Origin of the sequence: Enterobacter cloacae complex sp. 2024EL-00227 (assembly GCF_043945315.1) — a bacterium.
GTDB classification, from domain to species: Bacteria; Pseudomonadota; Gammaproteobacteria; order Enterobacterales; family Enterobacteriaceae; genus Enterobacter; species Enterobacter roggenkampii.
The window spans coordinates 1-18,993 of sequence record NZ_JBIMQP010000015.1; the positions used below are offsets into that span (position 1 = coordinate 1).

At 54.9% G+C, this 18,993-nt stretch carries 18 protein-coding genes; 10 read left to right on the plus strand and 8 right to left on the minus strand.

Going from position 1 to position 18,993, the window contains the following annotated elements; genetic code table 11:
- The first annotated feature begins 285 nt into the window (after nucleotides 1-285).
- Nucleotides 286-1,581, plus strand: coding sequence for an MFS transporter (locus tag ACHH0Z_RS20810; protein ID WP_008502198.1), 1,296 nt, complete (start codon nucleotides 286-288; stop codon nucleotides 1,579-1,581).
- Here the strand turns inward: ACHH0Z_RS20810 and ACHH0Z_RS20815 are convergent.
- The 5 genes from ACHH0Z_RS20815 to trxC form a co-directional block, all read right to left on the minus strand.
- Nucleotides 1,578-1,901 (minus strand): YfiM family lipoprotein, encoded by a 324-nt coding sequence (locus ACHH0Z_RS20815; protein ID WP_045406017.1) that lies wholly within the window; start codon nucleotides 1,899-1,901, stop codon nucleotides 1,578-1,580. The genes ACHH0Z_RS20810 and ACHH0Z_RS20815 overlap by 4 nt on opposite strands.
- A gap of 45 nt (nucleotides 1,902-1,946) precedes the next feature.
- Complete coding sequence (gene pssA, locus ACHH0Z_RS20820) at nucleotides 1,947-3,302, minus strand: CDP-diacylglycerol--serine O-phosphatidyltransferase (protein WP_023294337.1); 1,356 nt, start codon at nucleotides 3,300-3,302, stop codon at nucleotides 1,947-1,949.
- 110 nt (nucleotides 3,303-3,412) lie between these two features.
- A complete protein-coding gene (gene pat, locus ACHH0Z_RS20825) occupies nucleotides 3,413-6,076 on the minus strand; it encodes a protein lysine acetyltransferase (protein WP_045406019.1) in 2,664 nt (887 codons plus the stop codon).
- A gap of 35 nt (nucleotides 6,077-6,111) precedes the next feature.
- The gene (tapT, locus tag ACHH0Z_RS20830; RefSeq protein ID WP_045406021.1) at nucleotides 6,112-6,810 is read right to left on the minus strand and encodes a tRNA-uridine aminocarboxypropyltransferase; all 699 of its coding nucleotides are present in this window, start codon (nucleotides 6,808-6,810) and stop codon (nucleotides 6,112-6,114) included.
- Between the two features lie 69 nt (nucleotides 6,811-6,879).
- Nucleotides 6,880-7,299: a thioredoxin TrxC gene (trxC, locus tag ACHH0Z_RS20835; protein WP_021241886.1), complete on the minus strand. Its 420-nt coding sequence runs from the start codon at nucleotides 7,297-7,299 to the stop codon at nucleotides 6,880-6,882.
- 204 nt (nucleotides 7,300-7,503) lie between these two features.
- Here trxC and ACHH0Z_RS20840 point away from each other — a divergent pair, with 204 nt between their 5' ends.
- Entirely contained in the window at nucleotides 7,504-8,604 is a 1,101-nt protein-coding gene (locus ACHH0Z_RS20840) for a tRNA/rRNA methyltransferase (RefSeq protein ID WP_008502192.1), read from the plus strand.
- A gap of 40 nt (nucleotides 8,605-8,644) precedes the next feature.
- On the opposite strand, the gene ung is transcribed toward ACHH0Z_RS20840, so the two are convergent.
- Nucleotides 8,645-9,334: a uracil-DNA glycosylase gene (gene ung / locus ACHH0Z_RS20845; protein ID WP_045406024.1), complete on the minus strand. Its 690-nt coding sequence runs from the start codon at nucleotides 9,332-9,334 to the stop codon at nucleotides 8,645-8,647.
- A gap of 314 nt (nucleotides 9,335-9,648) precedes the next feature.
- On the opposite strand from ung, the gene grcA reads away from it, so the two are divergent.
- Entirely contained in the window at nucleotides 9,649-10,032 is a 384-nt protein-coding gene (grcA, locus tag ACHH0Z_RS20850; protein ID WP_008502190.1) for an autonomous glycyl radical cofactor GrcA, read from the plus strand.
- 52 nt (nucleotides 10,033-10,084) lie between these two features.
- On the opposite strand, the gene srmB is transcribed toward grcA, so the two are convergent.
- Entirely contained in the window at nucleotides 10,085-11,413 is a 1,329-nt protein-coding gene (gene srmB / locus ACHH0Z_RS20855) for an ATP-dependent RNA helicase SrmB (protein ID WP_008502189.1), read from the minus strand.
- 132 nt (nucleotides 11,414-11,545) lie between these two features.
- On the opposite strand from srmB, the gene ACHH0Z_RS20860 reads away from it, so the two are divergent.
- Nucleotides 11,546-12,283 (plus strand): tRNA1(Val) (adenine(37)-N6)-methyltransferase, encoded by a 738-nt coding sequence (locus tag ACHH0Z_RS20860; protein WP_045406026.1) that lies wholly within the window; start codon nucleotides 11,546-11,548, stop codon nucleotides 12,281-12,283.
- Here ACHH0Z_RS20860 and nadB read toward each other — a convergent pair.
- Nucleotides 12,268-13,887 (minus strand): L-aspartate oxidase, encoded by a 1,620-nt coding sequence (nadB, locus tag ACHH0Z_RS20865; protein ID WP_023294332.1) that lies wholly within the window; start codon nucleotides 13,885-13,887, stop codon nucleotides 12,268-12,270. The genes ACHH0Z_RS20860 and nadB overlap by 16 nt on opposite strands.
- Nucleotides 13,888-14,230: 343 nt before the next feature.
- Here nadB and rseD point away from each other — a divergent pair, with 343 nt between their 5' ends.
- The 6 genes from rseD to lepA all read left to right on the plus strand — a co-directional run bounded on the left by rseD (nucleotide 14,231) and on the right by lepA (nucleotide 18,978).
- Nucleotides 14,231-14,314 carry a rpoE leader peptide RseD gene (rseD, locus tag ACHH0Z_RS20870; RefSeq protein ID WP_223605340.1) on the plus strand — a complete coding sequence of 28 codons (84 nt, stop codon included), beginning with the start codon at nucleotides 14,231-14,233 and terminating at the stop codon, nucleotides 14,312-14,314.
- Complete coding sequence (gene rpoE, locus ACHH0Z_RS20875) at nucleotides 14,311-14,886, plus strand: RNA polymerase sigma factor RpoE (protein ID WP_006176728.1); 576 nt, start codon at nucleotides 14,311-14,313, stop codon at nucleotides 14,884-14,886. Before rseD ends, rpoE begins: the two co-directional genes overlap by 4 nt.
- Before the next feature lie 31 nt (nucleotides 14,887-14,917).
- On the plus strand, nucleotides 14,918-15,568 hold the full coding sequence (gene rseA / locus ACHH0Z_RS20880; RefSeq protein ID WP_008502186.1) for an anti-sigma-E factor RseA: 651 nt from the start codon (nucleotides 14,918-14,920) through the stop codon (nucleotides 15,566-15,568).
- Nucleotides 15,568-16,521, plus strand: a complete 954-nt coding sequence (gene rseB / locus ACHH0Z_RS20885; protein WP_008502185.1) for a sigma-E factor regulatory protein RseB — start codon at nucleotides 15,568-15,570, stop codon at nucleotides 16,519-16,521. Before rseA ends, rseB begins: the two co-directional genes overlap by 1 nt.
- Entirely contained in the window at nucleotides 16,518-16,994 is a 477-nt protein-coding gene (rseC, locus tag ACHH0Z_RS20890) for a SoxR-reducing system protein RseC (protein ID WP_008502184.1), read from the plus strand. Before rseB ends, rseC begins: the two co-directional genes overlap by 4 nt.
- 184 nt (nucleotides 16,995-17,178) lie before the next feature.
- On the plus strand, nucleotides 17,179-18,978 hold the full coding sequence (lepA, locus tag ACHH0Z_RS20895; RefSeq protein WP_008502183.1) for a translation elongation factor 4: 1,800 nt from the start codon (nucleotides 17,179-17,181) through the stop codon (nucleotides 18,976-18,978).
- Nucleotides 18,979-18,993 lie beyond the last annotated feature (15 nt).

Below are 18,993 nucleotides of genomic sequence, written 5' to 3' on the forward strand. Positions count from 1 at the left end.
TGCCGAACTCAGAAGTGAAACGCCGTAGCGCCGATGGTAGTGTGGGGTCTCCCCATGTGAGAGTAGGGAACTGCCAGGCATCAATTAGAAGAACCCCGTACCGAAAGGTGCGGGGTTTTTTGCTTTTATCTCCATCCTGGCCTTTCTCTTAATCCCTTATCCTGCTAATGGAATGTGTGATCCCTGTCGCAATGTTATTTATAACAAAATTATAACATTTCATTTACGAAGTTATTGAGCCTTCTGGCTCAATACGCCGCAGTTTATGGCAGGAGAATAATCACAATGACAGAAAGCATGACATCACACGGGACGCTGGCTCACAGTGATACCCGAAGAAGGGTATGGGCAATCATCAGCGCCTCTTCAGGGAATCTGGTTGAATGGTTCGACTTTTACGTCTACTCATTCTGTTCACTCTACTTCGCACATATTTTCTTCCCATCCGGCAACACCACTACACAGCTGCTACAAACGGCTGGGGTTTTTGCCGCAGGATTTTTAATGCGACCCATCGGGGGCTGGCTGTTCGGCCGTATTGCGGATCGTCGAGGGCGTAAGGCCTCGATGCTGATCTCGGTGTGTATGATGTGCTTTGGCTCGCTGGTGATCGCCTGCTTACCGGGATATGAATCGATTGGCACCTGGGCACCGGCGCTACTTTTGCTGGCACGCTTATTTCAGGGATTATCGGTGGGCGGTGAATACGGTACCAGTGCGACCTACATGAGCGAAATTGCACTGGAAGGCCGTAAAGGTTTTTACGCCTCATTCCAGTACGTCACGCTGATTGGCGGTCAACTGCTGGCCATTCTAGTGGTGGTGATCCTGCAGCAGATTTTGACGGACGAACAACTTCATGCCTGGGGATGGCGAATTCCTTTCGCAATGGGGGCAGTGCTGGCGATTGTCGCACTTTGGCTACGCCGTCAGTTAGATGAAACCTCTCAGAAAGAGGTCCGGATGCTGAAGGAGGCGGGAACATTCAAAGGGTTATGGCGTAACCGCAAAGCTTTCCTCATGGTGCTGGGCTTCACTGCGGGCGGCTCTCTCAGTTTTTATACTTTCACCACCTATATGCAAAAGTACCTGGTGAATACCACCGGCATGCACGCAAACGTCGCCAGTGTGGTCATGACCGCGGCGCTGTTTGTCTTTATGCTCATACAGCCGATCGTCGGTGCGCTCTCGGACAAAATTGGCCGACGTACCTCAATGCTCATTTTTGGCGGATTATCGGCATTATGTACCGTTCCCATTCTGACAGCGCTTCAGCATGTCTCTTCACCGTATGCCGCCTTTGCGCTGGTGATGGTGGCGATGGTGATTGTCAGTTTCTATACCTCCATCAGTGGGATATTGAAAGCCGAGATGTTCCCGGCGCAGGTACGTGCGTTAGGGGTAGGGCTCTCTTATGCGGTAGCCAACGCGGTGTTTGGCGGATCGGCGGAGTACGTCGCGCTGTCGCTTAAATCATGGGGAAGCGAAACGACATTCTTCTGGTACGTAACGGGAATGGGGGCACTGGCGTTTGTTGTCTCCCTGATGCTGCATCGCAAAGGGAAAGGCATTCGACTTTAATAGCGCGCCATCTGCCATACGGCATAGCCGGTCGTTGCGCCGGCGACATCCCAGGCGAAATCTTTCCAGCTCCAGCCGCTCCCTGCGGGGCGGCTATCCCACAGTTCTTTTGATGCCCCAAGACCTACTGAGAACATTAACCCGATCGCCGCGCTACGATCCCGGCTGTATCCCTGGTGCTGGACATATTCATTACCGGCTGCGGACAACATCGCGGAAGCGAGGAAATGCTGTGCTTTGTCCTGTCCGGACCAGCTATCGTTAGCCATATGGCTACAGCCACTCAGGAAGAGCACACTCAGTACCAGAGGAATACGCATCAACGGGCTCCATAAAAAAGCCCTGCGGGTGACAGGGCCTGGATATTACAGAATACGGCTGATAAGTCGGTCGATACGGATACGACGTAAGCGGCGAATAAGCTTGCGAACTTTTACCGGATAATCGGCAATGCTCTGCAGTTCGCGGTAGTGATTCACGACGGTCGTATGGGTGCGAATCAGCTCCAGCTCGCGTTCACGTTGGGCGGCTAACTCATGCTGCGGGTCATGAATCAGGATAGCGTTTTCCAGATCCAGTCGCCATGCGCGCGGGTTCAGGTTGTTACCTGTCAGCAGCATCCACTCATCGTCGACCCACATGCCTTTGAGATGGTAACTATTGTCTTCATCTTTCCAGAGACGCACAACCAGCTGGTCAGTGTTGACGTAATACTGTAAGCGGCTCAGGAAACGACGCAGGTTAATCTCATAGAGATAAGGCAGCGCACCAATGATTTTGAACGGCTGATCTTCGGGAATGAAGAAGTCATTTGCCGTTTTATCACCCACGATGATTTCCACTTTTTTACCCTCGCGCAGCAGCTGAATGATATTACGCACCAGCACGGCAGGAAGGTTGAAATACGGCGTGCAGATAGTCAGTTTCTGCTCCGCGCACGGCATCAGATGGAAAATCGTTTTGTTCAGCAGGCTTGATTTGCCGAGCCCTACCAGCGGGGTAACGGATAACTCTTCGTTGTTCGCATCGCCTTGGAAATGATAGACCGCATCGCGCAGCTCCTGGCGGAAGGCGCGAACATCGTTTTTGATCTCCGGGCTTTTCGGACGCTCGGGATCGTCAAGACGATTAACGCCACGGCCATGAACCAGATTTTTATCAACCCAGTTGAACATGATATCGGCCATCTGCGGATTACGGATCAGATGGTAGCGGTCATAGCGATATTTATCGAGCTGATGAAGGTAGACATCATTAAGGCTGGCGCCGCTGTAAAGCACGCTGTCATCAATGATGAACCCCTTGAAATGAAGAACGCCGAGCGCTTCACGGGTATTCACCGGGACGCCATAAACAGGCACGTCAACGCCAGGATTTTCCTGCGCCGTGCGGCAATACCAGTCAGCATTGGTGTTTGATGCGGCAGCGCCAATACGTCCACGCTGAGCGCGATGCCAGTCTACCAGCACGCGAACATCCAGTTCCGGACGCTGACGTTTGGCTTCATAGAGCGCGTTCAGGATCGCGCGCCCGCCTTCATCCTGTTCAAGATACAGTGCCACAATGCAAATGCGTCGCGTGGCGCTGGCTATCTTTTCCAGAAGCGTCTCCCGAAAATGAGCGGGAGCGTAAAAGAACTCTACATCATCAACTGACTGAGAAATCTTCGGTAGTTGAGCAAGGTGTTGTTGATGTTTATTACGCTTAAATTTTGACAACATCACAGTGCGTTTCTTCTCTGTTCATTGAAGGGTTGTCTGTACTATGCAAACAACATAAGCGGACAATGATACCACCAGTCCCGTCCAAAGTGGGTAACATTTCCAGTAGCTTACTCGCGTTTGTCTGCTGATGTCAGACTGAGGGATAAGGCAACAATACCTTCGTCCAGCTGAATATCAACGTCAAACCCAAGTTTTCGCGCCAGGGTCACCATACCGCGATTGTTAGGCATAGTAATGCCATTAAGGCGTAACAATCCGTGATCTCGCGTATAACTGATGAGTTTTTCCAGCAGTCGTCTTCCCAGGCCCAGACCTTTAAGATCGGAGCGCACCAGCACGGCAAACTCCGCATCGACGTTATCCGGGTCAGAAATCGCACGCGTGACGCCGAGGATCTCATCACCCTTATCGGCGCGACGAACGGCAACAAACGCCATTTCTCGATCGTAGTCGATCTGGGTCATATTGGCTAAATCATCGTGGGTAAATTCGTTGATTTCGCTAAAATAGCGATAATAAAGATCCTCTTTCGTGACCTGAGAGATAAAGGCCCGCAGCTGGGGCTCATCTTCCGGCAGAATAGGGCGGAACAAGGCGCGTTCCCCATTTTTCATCTCAACCCACTCCTCTAGCTGCAGAGGGTACGGGCGGATCGCCAGACGGCTCTCGCTGTCTCCTTCGAATGGCGCGATATCCAGGGTCACGTCCAGCGCCGTAAACTCATTGCCGGAGGCGAGCAGCGGATGAATGTCCAGCCGCTGGATCTCGGCACAATCCACAATCAGGTTAGAGACCTGTACCAGGAACTGACTTAGCCCGGCAATATCAAGCGGACGCAGCGCGCTCCGGCCGCGGATCTTTTTGCTTTTAATCGCCTGGATGATCAGATAACGCGCCAGGTTCATGTTCAGCGGCGGTAACGCCACCACGGCCTGCTCCTCCGGGCGCCACTCCACGCCGCCTTCACCCAGCATGATGAGCGGGCCGAAAACGGGATCGTGTTCGACCACCACGCGTAACTCCTGAGCGCCTGCGCGGTTAGCCATGCTTTGCACCAGCAAGCCGTGGATCCTTGCCTGCGGCCAGGCCATTTTGACCCGATCGAAGATGGCATCGGCTGCCTGCTGCACCTCTGCCGCCGTCCGCAGGTAGAGCATCACCCCCTGAACGTCAGACTTATGCGGGATATCCGGCGAACGCAGCTTCAGGGCAACCGGATAGCCAATCTGCTCGGCAATATGCACGGCCTCAGCGCTGTCGCTGGCGATCCAGGTCGGCAGGGTCTGCATCCCGTAGCTGCCCAGAATGGGCTGGACCTCATGCGTATCCAGCGACGTCGCGCCTTCTTCAATCGCCTGCTGCAACAGCCGGTGAACGTCAACGGTATTGGCCGTCAAATTCCCGGGCAACGCCGGCGTCTCGCGGAGCTGTTTCTGGTTGCGGCGATATTCCACCATATGCATAAACGCGGTTATGGTGCCTTCCGGCGTGCGGTAGGTTGGCAGTCCGGCTTCGCTGAACAGGCGTCGCGCCTCCTGCGAAGAAAACTCACCGCACCAGTTGGTGAGCAGGGTGACATATTTGCCTCGCGGATGGTTGCGCACGGCCTCAATGAGCGCGCGCGCGCTTTCGCTGCCCGGCGCGACCGCGCTGGGGGAGTGGATAATCATCAGCGCATCGAAATCCTGGCTATCTAGCAAAATGGAAATGGCCTTGATATAGCGCTCGCTGCTGGCATCATCGCGTAAATCAAGCGGATTGCCGGGCGTCACGCTGGTCGGAAGCGCATCTTTCAGGAGCTGCAGCGTCTCTTCACTCAGCGTGGCCAGCTTGCCGAAGCGCCGCCACAGCTCATCCAGCGCGAGTGCGGCAGGGGCGGCGCCGTTACTGACAATCATTAACTTCTCGCCGCGCAACGGGCGCATATGGCTTAACGTCTCAACGGCGGAAAAAAGCTCGTGCGTATCCTGTACCCGCAGCAAACCCGCGCGCTGAATAGCGGCGTCCCAGGCGGGATCCATGCCGGAATGCGACTGCAGCAGACGCTGAGCCGCAGGGCTGCGCCCGCTTTTGATTACCAGGATCGGCTTATTGCGCGACGCGCTTCGCGACGCCGAGACAAAACGACGCGCGTCGCTGAGGTGCTCAAGATAAAGCAGGATCGCACTGGTTTTACCGTCGCGTGCCAGAAAATCCAGCAGCTCATCAACGTCGATATCCAGACTGTCGCCGAGAGCAATGAAGTAGGAGAATCCCATTTCACGCTGCTGCGCCCAGTCGAGGATAGTGTTCGATACCGCTGCCGACTGCGAGATAAACGCGAGCTTGCCTTTGCGGATCGGAACCGGAGAGAAACTGGCATTTAAGCCCTGCCAGGGGGCGAGCAGGCCCAGACTGTTTGGCCCCAGAATGCGCATTTGATAGCGGCTGGCGCAGGCCAGAAGCTCGGCTTTCTGTTCAGGCGGAGACGAGAGAATAATGCAGGTTTTACAGCCTTTCTTGCCGAGTGATTCCAGCAGTTCCGGGTTCCGTTTCGCGTTTGTACAAAGTACGGCCAGATCCGGTACGAAAGGCAGGCTCTGTACATCAGGCCATGCAAGCACTCCCTGAACTGCCTTATACGCGGGCGTGACGGGCATGACGGGCCCATTAAATCCTCCGGCCAGCAGGTTGCGCATCATCAGATAGCCAGCACGATCCGGTTTCATTGATGCGCCGATGACGGCAATGGATTTAGGACGAAGTAGCGCTTCTAACCCTCGCTGGCTCATGCAGGCCTCCTGTGAATGCAAGCGACCTGATGATTTTAAACGCTTTCCGTCTCGGCTGCTGTGACGCTGCCCTTATGAACGGTTTTTCCCGCCAGATAGCGTTCCCGGAAACAGGAGAAATGGTTGCCCAGGGCGCCAGCCGCAGCGGTATCACCCGCCAGATCCAGAAGCGCAATGGCCACTTCGGCGGTGCAGTATTGCCCGTCAGCATGCGCTTCACGCAGGCGGTAGGCGGAGACGCGGGAAAGATCGACAGAAATCACCGGCAGTGCGTCGAGATACGGGCTTTTGCGAAACATTTTTCGCGCTTCGGTCCAGGTGCCGTCCAGCATAATAAACAACGGCGGTTTACCGGATGGCGGCGTCGAAAGCACCTGGCGATCGACACCTGCATATGACGCAGGGAAAACGACCATCGGCTGATAGTCCGGGCTTGCCACTAAGTCGAGCAGGGCCTGAGGGGGCTCCGTGCGGGACCACTGAAACGCCGCGGTATCCGGCAGAATATCGGCAATCAGGCGACCGGTATTGCTGGGCTTCATCGGCTCGGTATCAAACATGACCAGACAAAAACGGCTCTGTGCCGAACTCGGGGCCAGCGTCTCGCACAGGCAAACCTTCAGCGGCAGCAGGCAACGCTGGCAGCGGCGAATACGGTTTCCGCGCGCGAGAAACGGACGGGTGGCGCGCGCAAGGCGTTCGGCGCGTAATTGAAGAACAGCGTTATCAGTCATGGGCGAAATGCAGGAAAAACCCTATTTTCGCAGAGGCGGGAACGGGGCACAAGATGTGCCCCGTGAATGTTACAGTGATTCGTTAAGCCAGCTATCAAACGGGGCTTTAGGCACCGCACCGTTGAGCATGTCGACCACTTCACCCTTTTTGAAAATCATAATCGTCGGGATGCTGCGAATGCGAAAACGGGCGCTCAGTTCAGGTTCAGCTTCAGTATTGACCTTAACGAAACGTATTTTCCCGCTGCGTTCTTCGGCCACGTCTTCGAAGATTGGCGCGAAGCTTCGGCATGGGCCGCACCAGGGCGCCCAGAAATCCACTACGACAGGCAGATCGTCCTTGAGGAGTTTGTCCAGCGTAGCACCCGTCGCGTTAATGACATCGCCATCAAACAATTCATGGCCACAACGTCCGCATTTCGCACCATCTTCAATCCGATCGTCCGGAATGCGGTTAAGAGCCTGACAGTTGGCACATACGGTATTCATAACTAACCTCTGATAGAGCCGTGGGACAGCGGCAATACGCCGATAATGTTTCTAATATGTTACATATTATCAATGAGCCTGTTTGAAACAACAATGCGTTTTATTCAATGAGAACAATAGTCACAGGCTTTTGTACGAAATTATGGCTATGCGCTGGCACATCGGGTAATCTGCGCGCTTCGCGCAGCGCTGGTGGAGAAAAGCATGAACGACGAAATGAAAAACAAAAGCGGCAAGGTCAAAGTGATGTATGTCCGCAGTGATGATGACTCTGATAAACGCACCCAAAATCCGCGTACCGGAAAAGGTGGCGGGCGTCCGGCGTCTTCTCGTGCAGACGGTGGCCGTCGCCCCGCCCGCGATGACAGAAACAACCGCGGTGATGACCGCAAACGTGATGACCGCAAGCGTGACGATCGCAAACGCGATGACCGTCCGCGGGATGACTTCTCACGTGATAACGCCTCCCCGTGGCGCACCGTTTCTCGTGCCCCTGGCGACGAAACGCCAGAAAAGGCCGATCACGGCGGTATCAGCGGTAAAAGCTTTATCGACCCGGAAGTGCTGCGCCGTCAGCGTGCGGAAGAGACCCGCGTGTATGGCGAGAACGCCTGCCAGGCGCTGTTCCAGAGCCGTCCTGAATGTATCGTCCGCGCCTGGTTTATTCAGAGCGTAACCCCGCGCTTTAAAGAAGCGCTGCGCTGGATGGCGGCAAACCGCAAAGCCTACCACGTGGTTGATGATGCCGAGCTGACCAAAGCATCCGGTACCGAACACCACGGCGGCGTCTGCTTCCTGATCAAAAAACGTAACGGAACGACCGTTCAGCAGTGGGTCAGTCAGGCGGATGCCGATGACTGCGTGCTGGCGCTGGAAGATGTGGGCAACCCGCATAACCTGGGCGCAATGATGCGTAGCTGCGCGCACTTTGGCGTGAAAGGCGTGCTGCTGCAGGATGCCGCGCTGCTGGAATCCGGCGCTGCGATCCGTACTGCGGAAGGCGGAGCCGAGCACGTACAGCCGATCACCGGCGATAGCGTGCTGGATGCCCTTGAGCAGTTCCGTAAAGCGGGTTATTCCATCGTGACCACCTCGAGCCATGCCGGTACGCCGCTGTTTAAAGCGACGCTGCCACGCAAGATGGTGCTGGTGCTGGGTCAGGAACGCGATGGTCTGTCTGATGCGGCGCTCTCCAGTGCGGATCTGAGCGTCTCAATCGATGGGACAGGCAATGTGGAAAGTCTGAACGTATCCGTTGCAACCGGCGTACTGCTGGCCGAATGGTGGCGTCAGAATAAGGCATAAGCCTCTTCATGTGCCGGGCCTGACCCGGCACATTCAAATACTACTCGCTCTCTGCCGGTAACACAGGCATCCAGTCAATTGGCGTTTCGCCACGTTTTTCCAGCCATTCGTTCGCCAGAACAAAATGATTACTGCCAAAGAAACCGCGATGTGCAGACAGCGGTGACGGGTGCGGCGCTTTCAACACGTGATGACGCTGGCGGTCAATAATCGCCCCTTTCTTCTGCGCATGCGATCCCCAGAGTAAAAACACGACCCCTTCACGGTGTTCGTTGATCAGGCTGATGACTTTATCGGTGAACGTCTCCCAGCCCAGGCTGGCATGCGAGTGCGCCTGGCCGGCCCGCACGGTGAGTACAGTGTTCAATAACAGCACGCCCTGGCGCGCCCAGCTTTCCAGGTAGCCGTGGTTTGGTCGGGTAAACCCGGGCACGGTTCCTTCAAGCTCTTTATACATATTGAGCAGAGAAGGGGGGATCGCCACGCCCGGACGTACGGAAAATGCCAGCCCATGCGCCTGGCCCGGACCGTGATAGGGATCCTGGCCCAGAATGACCACTTTCACATCACTCAGTTCGGTGTAGCGAAAGGCGTTGAACACATCTTTCTGCGGTGGGTAAATCGTCTGTCCAGACTGACGCTCAGCCGCAACGGTGTTGAGCGTATGGATAAAATAGGGCTGCTGCTTTTCTTCTGCCAGCACGTCGTGCCAGGTTAAAGGTGTCGTCATCTCGCTCTCCTGCGAATCTCAATCTCTGACTAGCTTACCTGCTAAAGCCCGGTGAGCAAAATTCCAGGCCGAAATGTGCGCTAAGTAGCTAAATTTATGTTGAAAATGTGCAGGATAAATTGAATTGGTAAGGTTATAAAATTGATCTAAAGCAATAAATTCAAACCACACTCTTTATGTGGTTGGTGTTTTTGTTGATTTAAATCAATAAATCACCGGGGTGTGAATGATATATATACACACAAGAAACAATGGTTTTACCAATTGGCCGCGAGAGGCCGACATCAGTTAATGTAGCCTAAGGGAGGCAACACATGATTACAGGTATCCAGATTACTAAAGCTGCAAATGACGATCTGCTCAACTCTTTCTGGCTGCTGGACAGCGAGAAAAACGAAGCGCGCTGTGTCGTCGCGAAAGCGGGTTTTGCTGAAGATGAAATCGTGCCGGTGAGCAAACTGGGCGAAATCGAGTACCGTGAAATTCCAATGGAAGTGAAGCCAGAAGTGCGCGTGGAAGGTGGTCAGCACCTGAACGTAAACGTACTGCGCCGCGAAACGCTGATGGACGCGGTTGAGCATCCAGAAAAATACCCGCAGCTGACCATTCGCGTGTCCGGCTATGCGGTACGCTTCAACTCTCTGACCCCAGAACAGCAGCGCGACGTTATCGCGCGTACCTTTACTGAAAGCCTGTAAGGCTTCAGCTACGGGGGTGAATAAAAAAGCCGGGGATTGTCCCCGGCTTTTTTTACTCTTCTGTTTTTGTCTCTGATGCGGCAGAGCTTGGCTTACGGCGTTTACCAATATTTTTGGTATCGCGGTGACGCTGCTTCACGCGCGGTTTCTCTTTTTCTTTCTCTTTTCTCTCAGCACGTTTCGCAAGCGCTTTCTTGGACGGTTTACCCGTCATTTTTTCACTCGGCGCACGTGTGGTTGGGCGCAAGCCATCAATAACCCGCGCTTTCAGCGGCTCATCAACATAGCGGCCAATTTTCTGCAGCAGCAGGTAATCATGCGCTTCGACCAGTGAAATCGCAATACCTTTGCGGCCCGCGCGGCCGGTACGGCCAATACGGTGCAGATAGGTATCGCCGCTGCGCGGCATATCGAAGTTAATGACGTGGCTGACGTCCGGAATGTCGATCCCGCGAGCGGCCACGTCTGTGGCAACCAGCACGTTAACGCGACCGTCGGTCAGACGCTTAATGCCTTCGGTACGCTTGATCTGCGCCATCTCGCCTTCGAGATAGCAGTTGTTGATCCCGGCGTTACGCAGCATCTCTGCCAGCTCGTGCACGCGCTCGCGCTTACGCACAAACACGATTGTGCGCAGCGCATCTTCCTGCTTCAGCAGGTGTTTCAGCAATTCGACCTTGTGCTCAAGGTTGTCTGCGCGGTAGTACCACTGGTGGATCTTCTTACGCTCACGGGTAGACGGCGTGGCTGATACTTCCACCGGATCTTCCAGCAGACGCTCTGCGAAGTCTTTAATCGCTTCCCCTTCAAGGGTGGCAGAGAACAGCATGGTCTGGTTACGCCAGCGCGTTTCACCCGCAATATGCTCGATATCCTGTGCGAAGCCCATGTCCAGCATGCGGTCGGCTTCGTCGAGGATCAGCGTTTCAACCGCGCGGCAGTCGAAGTTTTCTTCTTTAATGTACTGCAGCAGGCGGCCCGTCGTCGCAACGACGATGTCCTGGTTTTCGCTGAACACTTCGGCGTGGTTCATATACGCAACGCCGCCGGTGATGGTGGCGATATCCAGATGGGTATTTGCCGCGAGTTCACGCGCGTGATCGGCCACCTGCATGGCCAGTTCGCGCGTCGGCGTCAGGATTAAAATACGCGGCGGGCCAGATTTTTTGCGTGGGAAGTCGAGCAGATGCTGCAACACAGGCAGCAAATAGGCTGCAGTCTTCCCCGTACCGGTTGGCGCAGAACCGAGCACATCGCGGCCCTCAAGCGCAGGCGGAATGGCCGCTGCCTGAATGGCGGTCGGGCGTGTGAAGCCTTTGCTCTCAAGTGCATTGAGCAGGCTTTCATCGAGTTCAAGTTCGGAAAAAGTCGTTACAGTCATGTTCTACCTCTGTGTGGGGCGCTGATTATAGACGTTACGGCTGTAATCTTCATCTGTTTGTATGGATATCGCTTTTCGGCCACTTCGCTTTCCCCTATGCTACTCCAGTTTCACTAAGAAGGTTGCCCCGACATGTCTCAACTCAAAGCGCAACTGCGCCGCGATGGTTTTACGTTTAAACAATTTTTTGTCGCTCACGATCGCTGTGCCATGAAGGTCGGTACAGACGGTATTTTACTGGGAGCGTGGGCGCCTGTCGCAGGGGTTAAACGTATTCTTGATATCGGCACCGGCAGCGGGCTGGTGGCATTGATGCTGGCGCAGCGCACGGAAGAGCATGTCACCATTGATGCCGTCGAACTGGACGCGCAGGCGGCAGAGCAGGCGAGTGAAAATGTGGCCGAATCCCCCTGGGCAGCCCGCATGAAAGTGGAATGCGCGGATGTGCTGGCCTGGGCGCCTGAACAAACCGCGCGTTACGACCTGATCGTCAGCAACCCTCCCTACTACGAGCCCGGCGTTGAGTGCGGCACACCCGAGCGTGAACAGGCGCGTTATACCGGTTCCCTCGATCATAAAGCGCTGCTCACCAGTGCGGCCGAACTCATCTCCGAAGAAGGATTTTTCTGCGTGGTCCTGCCAGAGAGTACCGGCAACACGTTCATCGGTATCGCGCAGGAGATTGGCTGGACGTTGCGTCTGCGTACCGATATTTCGGATACCGAAGGCCGACTGCCGCACCGCGTGCTGCTGGCGCTCTCGCCGAAAGAGGGTGAATGCTTTAACGATCGAATGGTGATCCGTGGGCCAGACCAGCGTTATTCCGAAGATTACACTGCCCTGACCCAGGCGTTTTATCTGTTTATGTAAAGCTGCGGGGCGAGGATCGACGGGCCGGATTCAGCAAGCTGATCCGGGTAGTCCAGGGTATAGTGCAACCCCCGGCTCTCTTTACGCATCATCGCGCAGCGAACGATTAGCTCGGCAACCTGCACCAGGTTGCGCAGCTCCAGCAGATTATTCGATACGCGGAAATTGGCATAATACTCGTCAATTTCCTGCTGCAGCATAGTGATGCGGCGCAACGCGCGTTCAAGACGTTTCGTGGTGCGCACAATCCCGACGTAATCCCACATGAACAACCGTAGCTCATGCCAGTTATGCTGGATCACGACCAGTTCGTCCGGATTTTCCACACGGCTTTCATCCCAGGCAGGCAGGCGCTCTGTTTCGCGGGCGTAGGGCATGCGTTTCGTGATGTCTTCTGCGGCAGACCAGCCGTAGACCAGGCACTCCAGCAGCGAGTTAGAGGCCATACGGTTCGCGCCGTGAAGTCCGGTATAGCTGACCTCACCAATAGCATAAAGACCATCCACATCGGTACGCCCATGATCGTCAACCATCACCCCACCGCAGGTGTAGTGGGCGGCTGGCACAATGGGTACCGGATCGCGGGTTAAATCGATGCCAAGGTTGAGCAGTTTTTCGTAAATCATCGGGAAGTGCTGACGAATAAACTCTGCTGGCTTGTGGCTGATATCAAGATACATGCAGTCCACGCCAAGACGCTTCATTTCATGGTCGATGGCGCGGGCAACGATATCGCGCGGGGCCAGTTCTCCACGGGCGTCAAAGTCCGGCATAAAGCGGGTGCCGTCAGGGCGTTTCAGATAGGCGCCTTCGCCGCGCAGGGCTTCAGTCAGCAGGAAGTTGCGCGCCTGAGGATGGAACAGGGCGGTTGGGTGAAACTGATTGAACTCAAGGTTCGCCACCCGGCAGCCGGCGCGCCAGGCCATCGCGATACCGTCTCCGGAGGCAATGTCCGGGTTCGTGGTGTACTGATACACTTTAGAGGCGCCGCCCGTAGCCAGCACCACAGCCTTCGCCTGGCAGGTTTCCACCTTCTCTTTATTGCGGTTCCACACCCAGGCGCCCACCACGCGACGCGTGCCCGGCAGGCCAATCTTGTCGGAGATAATCAGATCAACGGCATTGCTTCGTTCAAGCACCCGAATATTAGGATGGCTCAGCGCCTTGCCGACCAGCGTAGTCTCCACTTCTTTTCCGGTGGCATCCGCTGCGTGCAGGATGCGGCGGTGGCTATGGCCGCCTTCGCGCGTCAGGTGGTAGCTCTCTTCACCGTTGGGTTGAACCTGCGTATCGAATAAGACGCCCTGGTCGATGAGCCACTGCACGCAATGGCGGGCATTGCTGGCGACAAACTCTGCGGCGTGCGCATCCACGATCCCGGCCCCGGCAATCAGCGTATCGTCGACGTGGGAGGCAATGCTGTCTGTCTCATCAAACACGGCGGCAATCCCGCCCTGGGCATAAAACGTGGAACCCTCGCTTATCGGCCCTTTACTCAGAACGATAACGTTTTGATGCTCCGCCAGGCGTAGCGCCAGAGAGAGACCGGCAGCGCCGCTGCCGATGATCAGTACATCACAATGGAGTTCAGGTGTTGTGTTCATGATTGTTGTTTAATTTACTAAACAGTGTTGGCTCAGAATAGCACCTGAATGCGATTTATCGCACGTTTTTTTTAACGGGTGTTGCAATGGCTAAACGCGTAAGCGGAGGTAAACGGAGGGTAAATGAGTGAAATTATTTTGCGAAGCAGATCGTTAGCGTCAGATTTTGTGATGAAATAAAGACTGGGTTGCGTTACTCTTCTGGCGGGAAAAAGATGTTTCTTGTCAGAAAGTGGTGCGTATCGTGAACAGACTTATAATGAGAGAAAATGAACAGTCTGCGGCGCGATGAACAAAAACAAAGGCGTTACGGAACTTATTGAAGATCAGACACTCTAATTCGGTGCTTGCTCAAAGTGCGGTATTTTTAGAGTGGCGTTTCGATAACGCGTGGAATTTAGGTTTGGGGAGACATTACCTCGGATGAGCGAGCAGTTAACGGACCAGGTCCTGGTTGAACGGGTCCAGAAGGGAGATCAGAAAGCCTTTAACTTACTGGTGGTGCGCTACCAGCATAAGGTGGCGAGCCTGGTTTCCCGCTATGTACCGTCAGGTGATGTGCCTGATGTGGTGCAAGAGTCTTTTATTAAGGCCTATCGCGCGCTGGATTCGTTCCGGGGAGATAGTGCTTTTTATACCTGGCTGTACCGTATTGCGGTCAATACGGCAAAGAATTATCTGGTCGCTCAGGGCCGTCGTCCGCCTTCTAGTGATGTGGACGCAATCGACGCCGAAAACTTCGAAAGTGGCGGCGCATTGAAAGAAATTTCGAACCCTGAGAACTTAATGTTGTCAGAAGAACTGAGACAAATCGTTTTTCGCACGATCGAGTCGCTCCCGGAAGATTTACGCATGGCAATTACGTTACGGGAGCTGGATGGTCTGAGCTATGAAGAGATAGCCGCTATCATGGATTGTCCGGTCGGCACGGTACGTTCACGAATTTTCCGTGCGCGAGAAGCTATTGATAATAAAGTTCAACCGCTTATCAGGCGTTGACGATAGCGGGATACTGGAAAAGGTATTAGGCATGCAGAAAGAAAAACTTTCCGCTTTAATGGATGGTGAAACGGTGGATAGTGAGCTGCTCAACGAGCTGTCTCATTCTCCCGAAATGCAAGAGACCTGGGAGAGTTACCATCTCATTCGTGACACCCTTCGCGGTGACACCGGCGAGGTTCTCCATTTCGATATCTCAGCCCGTGTCATGGCGGCGATTGAGAATGAGCCTGTTCATCAGACCACTCCGCTGATTCCTGAAGCTCAACCCGCACCTCACCAGTGGCAGAAAATGCCATTCTGGCAAAAGGTGCGTCCGTGGGCCAGCCAGCTTACCCAAATGGGTGTGGCTGCATGCGTATCGCTTGCAGTTATCGTTGGCGTCCAGCACTATAATACTCAGTCTGAAACTAATCAGCAGCCAGAAGCGCCAGTGTTTAACACACTGCCGATGATGGGCAAAGCCAGCCCGGTAAGCCTGGGCGTACCGGCTGATGCTTCCGCCAGCGGCGGCCAGCAACAGCAGGTTCAGGAGCAGCGCCGTCGCATTAATGCGATGTTGCAGGATTACGAGTTGCAGCGTCGTCTGCACTCTGAACAGCTTCAGTTTGAGCAGGCGCAGACACAGCAAGCTGCTGTGCAGGTGCCCGGAAACCAAACTTTAGGAACGCAATCGCAGTAATGAAGCAACTTTGGTTCGCCATGTCTCTGATGGCGGGTAGCCTGTTCTTCTCTGCCAACGCCTCGGCTGATGTATCATCCGGGGCGTTGTTGCAGCAAATGAATCTGGCCAGCCAGTCACTCAATTACGAGTTGGCATTTATCAGCATCAATAAGCAGGGCGTCGAGTCGTTACGCTATCGCCATGCCCGTCTTGATAATCAGCCGCTCGCCCAGCTTTTACAGATGGATGGCCCGCGTCGGGAAGTTGTCCAGCGTGGTAACGAAATCAGCTATTTCGAACCCGGCCTGGAGCCTTTCACGCTGAATGGCGACTATATCGTTGATTCCCTGCCGTCACTCATTTACACCGACTTCAAACGGCTTGCCCCTTACTACGATTTTATTTCGGTAGGGCGTACGCGTATTGCGGACAGACTGTGTGAGGTGATCCGCGTTGTCGCCCGGGATGGAACGCGCTACAGCTATATTGTCTGGATTGACGCGGAAACCAAACTCCCCATGCGTGTAGACCTGCTTGACCGTGACGGTGAAACGCTGGAACAGTTCCGCGTTATCTCCTTTAGCGTGAATAACCAGGTTGGCAACAGCATGCAGAATCTGGCTAAGGCCAGCCTGCCGCCGCTGCTTTCCGTTCCGGCAGGCGATTCCGTTAATTTCAACTGGGTACCTGCCTGGATCCCGCAAGGATTTAGCGAAGTGTCCAGCAGCCGTCGCCAGCTGCCAACGATTGAAACGCCGGTGGAATCACGCCTCTATTCCGATGGTTTGTTCAGCTTCTCGGTGAATATCAATCGCGCAACGGCAAACAGCACTGAACAAATTCTGCGTACCGGGCGCCGTACGGTGAGCACAACGGTACGCGATAATGCAGAGATCACCATTGTGGGGGAACTTCCTCCGCAAACGGCGAAGCGCATCTCCGACAGCATTAAATTCAGGGCCGCACAATGATCAAAGAATGGGCGACGGTAGTCTCGTGGCAAAACGGCATTGCGCTGGTGAGTTGCGATGTAAAAGCCTCATGCAATAGCTGCGCATCCCGAGCCGGTTGCGGCAGCCGCGTGCTGAATAAGCTCGGGCCGCAAACCTCGCACACGATTTCTGTGCCGAGCGAACAGCCGCTGATGGCCGGGCAGAAAGTTGAACTCGGCATCGCGGAAGGCAGTCTGCTCAGCTCCGCCATGCTGGTCTACCTCTCTCCGCTGCTCGGGCTGTTTATCATGGGCGGCGTTTTCCAGATGCTGTTTGGCACCGACGGTGCCGCCATGTGCGGTGCCGCATTAGGTGGTCTGGGGGGATTCTGGCTTGCCAAAGGCCTCTCCCCGACGCTTGCCGCGCGCGAGGAGTGGCAGCCTGTCATTCTCAGCGTTGGGCTGGCGCCAGACCAGCTTCGCGTTGAGACGCTCTCTTCTGAGGCCCGGTGATTCATCGGGCTTTGTCATTTTTACGTCTTAAAACAGAAAACGTCCTTTCTTCACGCTATACCTGGCGCTAAGTCCATTTCCAGGTAGCGGAGATGTAGTGTAGAATGCTGCGTTTTCGCACTGAAAAACGTCAGGCTAAGAACAGCGGCCTCCAGGAATTCGTAAGGCATAATTATTTAACTATATGAAGAACATACGTAACTTTTCGATCATTGCTCACATTGACCACGGTAAGTCGACGCTGTCTGACCGTATTATCCAGATTTGCGGTGGCCTGTCTGATCGTGAAATGGAAGCCCAGGTTCTGGACTCCATGGACCTGGAACGCGAACGCGGTATCACCATCAAGGCGCAGAGCGTCACGCTGGATTACAAGGCGGCTGATGGCGAAACCTATCAGCTGAACTTTATCGACACCCCAGGCCACGTTGACTTCTCCTATGAGGTTTCACGCTCGCTCGCGGCCTGTGAAGGCGCGCTGCTGGTAGTCGATGCCGGGCAGGGCGTAGAAGCCCAGACCCTGGCAAACTGCTACACCGCGATGGAAATGGATCTCGAAGTTGTGCCGGTTCTGAACAAGATTGACCTGCCAGCCGCCGATCCTGAGCGCGTCGCGGAAGAGATTGAAGATATTGTCGGCATTGACGCGACCGATGCCGTGCGCTGCTCTGCGAAAACCGGCGTCGGCGTGACTGACGTTCTGGAACGTCTGGTACGTGATATTCCGGCCCCGGAAGGCGATCCGGATGCCCCGCTGCAGGCGCTGATTATCGACTCCTGGTTCGATAACTATCTGGGCGTTGTCTCCCTGGTGCGTATCAAAAACGGCACTATGCGCAAAGGCGACAAAATCAAGGTTATGAGTACCGGGCAGGTCTATAACGCCGACCGTCTGGGTATCTTCACGCCAAAACAGGTTGACCGTACCGAGCTGACATGCGGCGAGGTAGGCTGGCTGGTATGCGCCATCAAAGACATCCTCGGTGCGCCGGTGGGCGATACCCTGACCGGTGCGCGTAACCCGGCAGAAAAAGCGCTGCCAGGCTTTAAAAAGGTGAAACCGCAGGTTTACGCGGGCCTGTTCCCGGTCAGCTCTGACGACTATGAAAACTTCCGTGATGCGCTTGGCAAACTGAGCCTGAACGATGCCTCCCTGTTCTACGAGCCAGAAAGCTCAACGGCGCTGGGCTTCGGCTTCCGCTGCGGCTTCCTCGGCCTGCTGCACATGGAGATCATTCAGGAACGTCTGGAGCGTGAATACGATCTGGACCTGATTACCACCGCGCCGACGGTAGTGTATGAAGTTGAAACCACCTCGAAAGAAGTGATCTACGTCGACAGCCCGTCCAAGCTGCCGCCGCTGAACAATATTCACGAGCTGCGTGAGCCTATTGCCGAATGTCACATGCTGCTGCCGCAGGAATTCCTCGGTAACGTCATTACGCTGTGTATTGAGAAGCGCGGCGTGCAGACCAATATGGTTTACCACGGTAACCAGGTGGCGCTGACCTACGAAATCCCGATGGCGGAAGTGGTACTCGACTTCTTCGACCGTCTGAAGTCCACCTCCCGTGGCTATGCGTCACTGGATTACAACTTCAAACGCTTCCAGGCCTCCAACATGGTGCGTGTGGACGTGCTGATCAACGGCGAGCGTGTGGATGCGCTGGCGCTGATCACCCACAACGACAATGCGCCATACCGTGGCCGCGAGCTGGTTGAGAAGATGAAAGATCTGATCCCGCGTCAGCAGTTCGATATCGCGATTCAGGCGGCCATTGGCAACCACATTATCGCGCGTTCTACCGTGAAACAGCTGCGTAAAAACGTTCTGGCGAAGTGCTATGGCGGTGACGTCAGCCGTAAGAAAAAGCTGCTGCAGAAGCAGAAAGAAGGTAAGAAGCGTATGAAGCAGGTCGGTAACGTCGAGCTGCCGCAGGAAGCATTCCTTGCCATCCTTCATGTTGGTAAAGACGGCAAATAACCCTAAGGAGTTGGC

Coding starts and splice junctions, on each gene's coding strand:
- rseC (WP_008502184.1), top strand. CDS start 16,518: ATGATCAAAGAATGGGCGACGGTAGTCTCGTGGCAAAACGGCATTGCG.
- ACHH0Z_RS20810 (WP_008502198.1), top strand. CDS start 286: ATGACAGAAAGCATGACATCACACGGGACGCTGGCTCACAGTGATACC.
- ACHH0Z_RS20815 (WP_045406017.1), bottom strand. CDS start 1,901: ATGCGTATTCCTCTGGTACTGAGTGTGCTCTTCCTGAGTGGCTGTAGC.
- lepA (WP_008502183.1), top strand. CDS start 17,179: ATGAAGAACATACGTAACTTTTCGATCATTGCTCACATTGACCACGGT.
- tapT (WP_045406021.1), bottom strand. CDS start 6,810: ATGACTGATAACGCTGTTCTTCAATTACGCGCCGAACGCCTTGCGCGC.
- pat (WP_045406019.1), bottom strand. CDS start 6,076: ATGAGCCAGCGAGGGTTAGAAGCGCTACTTCGTCCTAAATCCATTGCC.
- rpoE (WP_006176728.1), top strand. CDS start 14,311: ATGAGCGAGCAGTTAACGGACCAGGTCCTGGTTGAACGGGTCCAGAAG.
- grcA (WP_008502190.1), top strand. CDS start 9,649: ATGATTACAGGTATCCAGATTACTAAAGCTGCAAATGACGATCTGCTC.
- ACHH0Z_RS20840 (WP_008502192.1), top strand. CDS start 7,504: ATGAACGACGAAATGAAAAACAAAAGCGGCAAGGTCAAAGTGATGTAT.
- ACHH0Z_RS20860 (WP_045406026.1), top strand. CDS start 11,546: ATGTCTCAACTCAAAGCGCAACTGCGCCGCGATGGTTTTACGTTTAAA.
- trxC (WP_021241886.1), bottom strand. CDS start 7,299: ATGAATACCGTATGTGCCAACTGTCAGGCTCTTAACCGCATTCCGGAC.
- rseB (WP_008502185.1), top strand. CDS start 15,568: ATGAAGCAACTTTGGTTCGCCATGTCTCTGATGGCGGGTAGCCTGTTC.
- rseA (WP_008502186.1), top strand. CDS start 14,918: ATGCAGAAAGAAAAACTTTCCGCTTTAATGGATGGTGAAACGGTGGAT.
- ung (WP_045406024.1), bottom strand. CDS start 9,334: ATGACGACACCTTTAACCTGGCACGACGTGCTGGCAGAAGAAAAGCAG.
- nadB (WP_023294332.1), bottom strand. CDS start 13,887: ATGAACACAACACCTGAACTCCATTGTGATGTACTGATCATCGGCAGC.
- srmB (WP_008502189.1), bottom strand. CDS start 11,413: ATGACTGTAACGACTTTTTCCGAACTTGAACTCGATGAAAGCCTGCTC.
- pssA (WP_023294337.1), bottom strand. CDS start 3,302: ATGTTGTCAAAATTTAAGCGTAATAAACATCAACAACACCTTGCTCAA.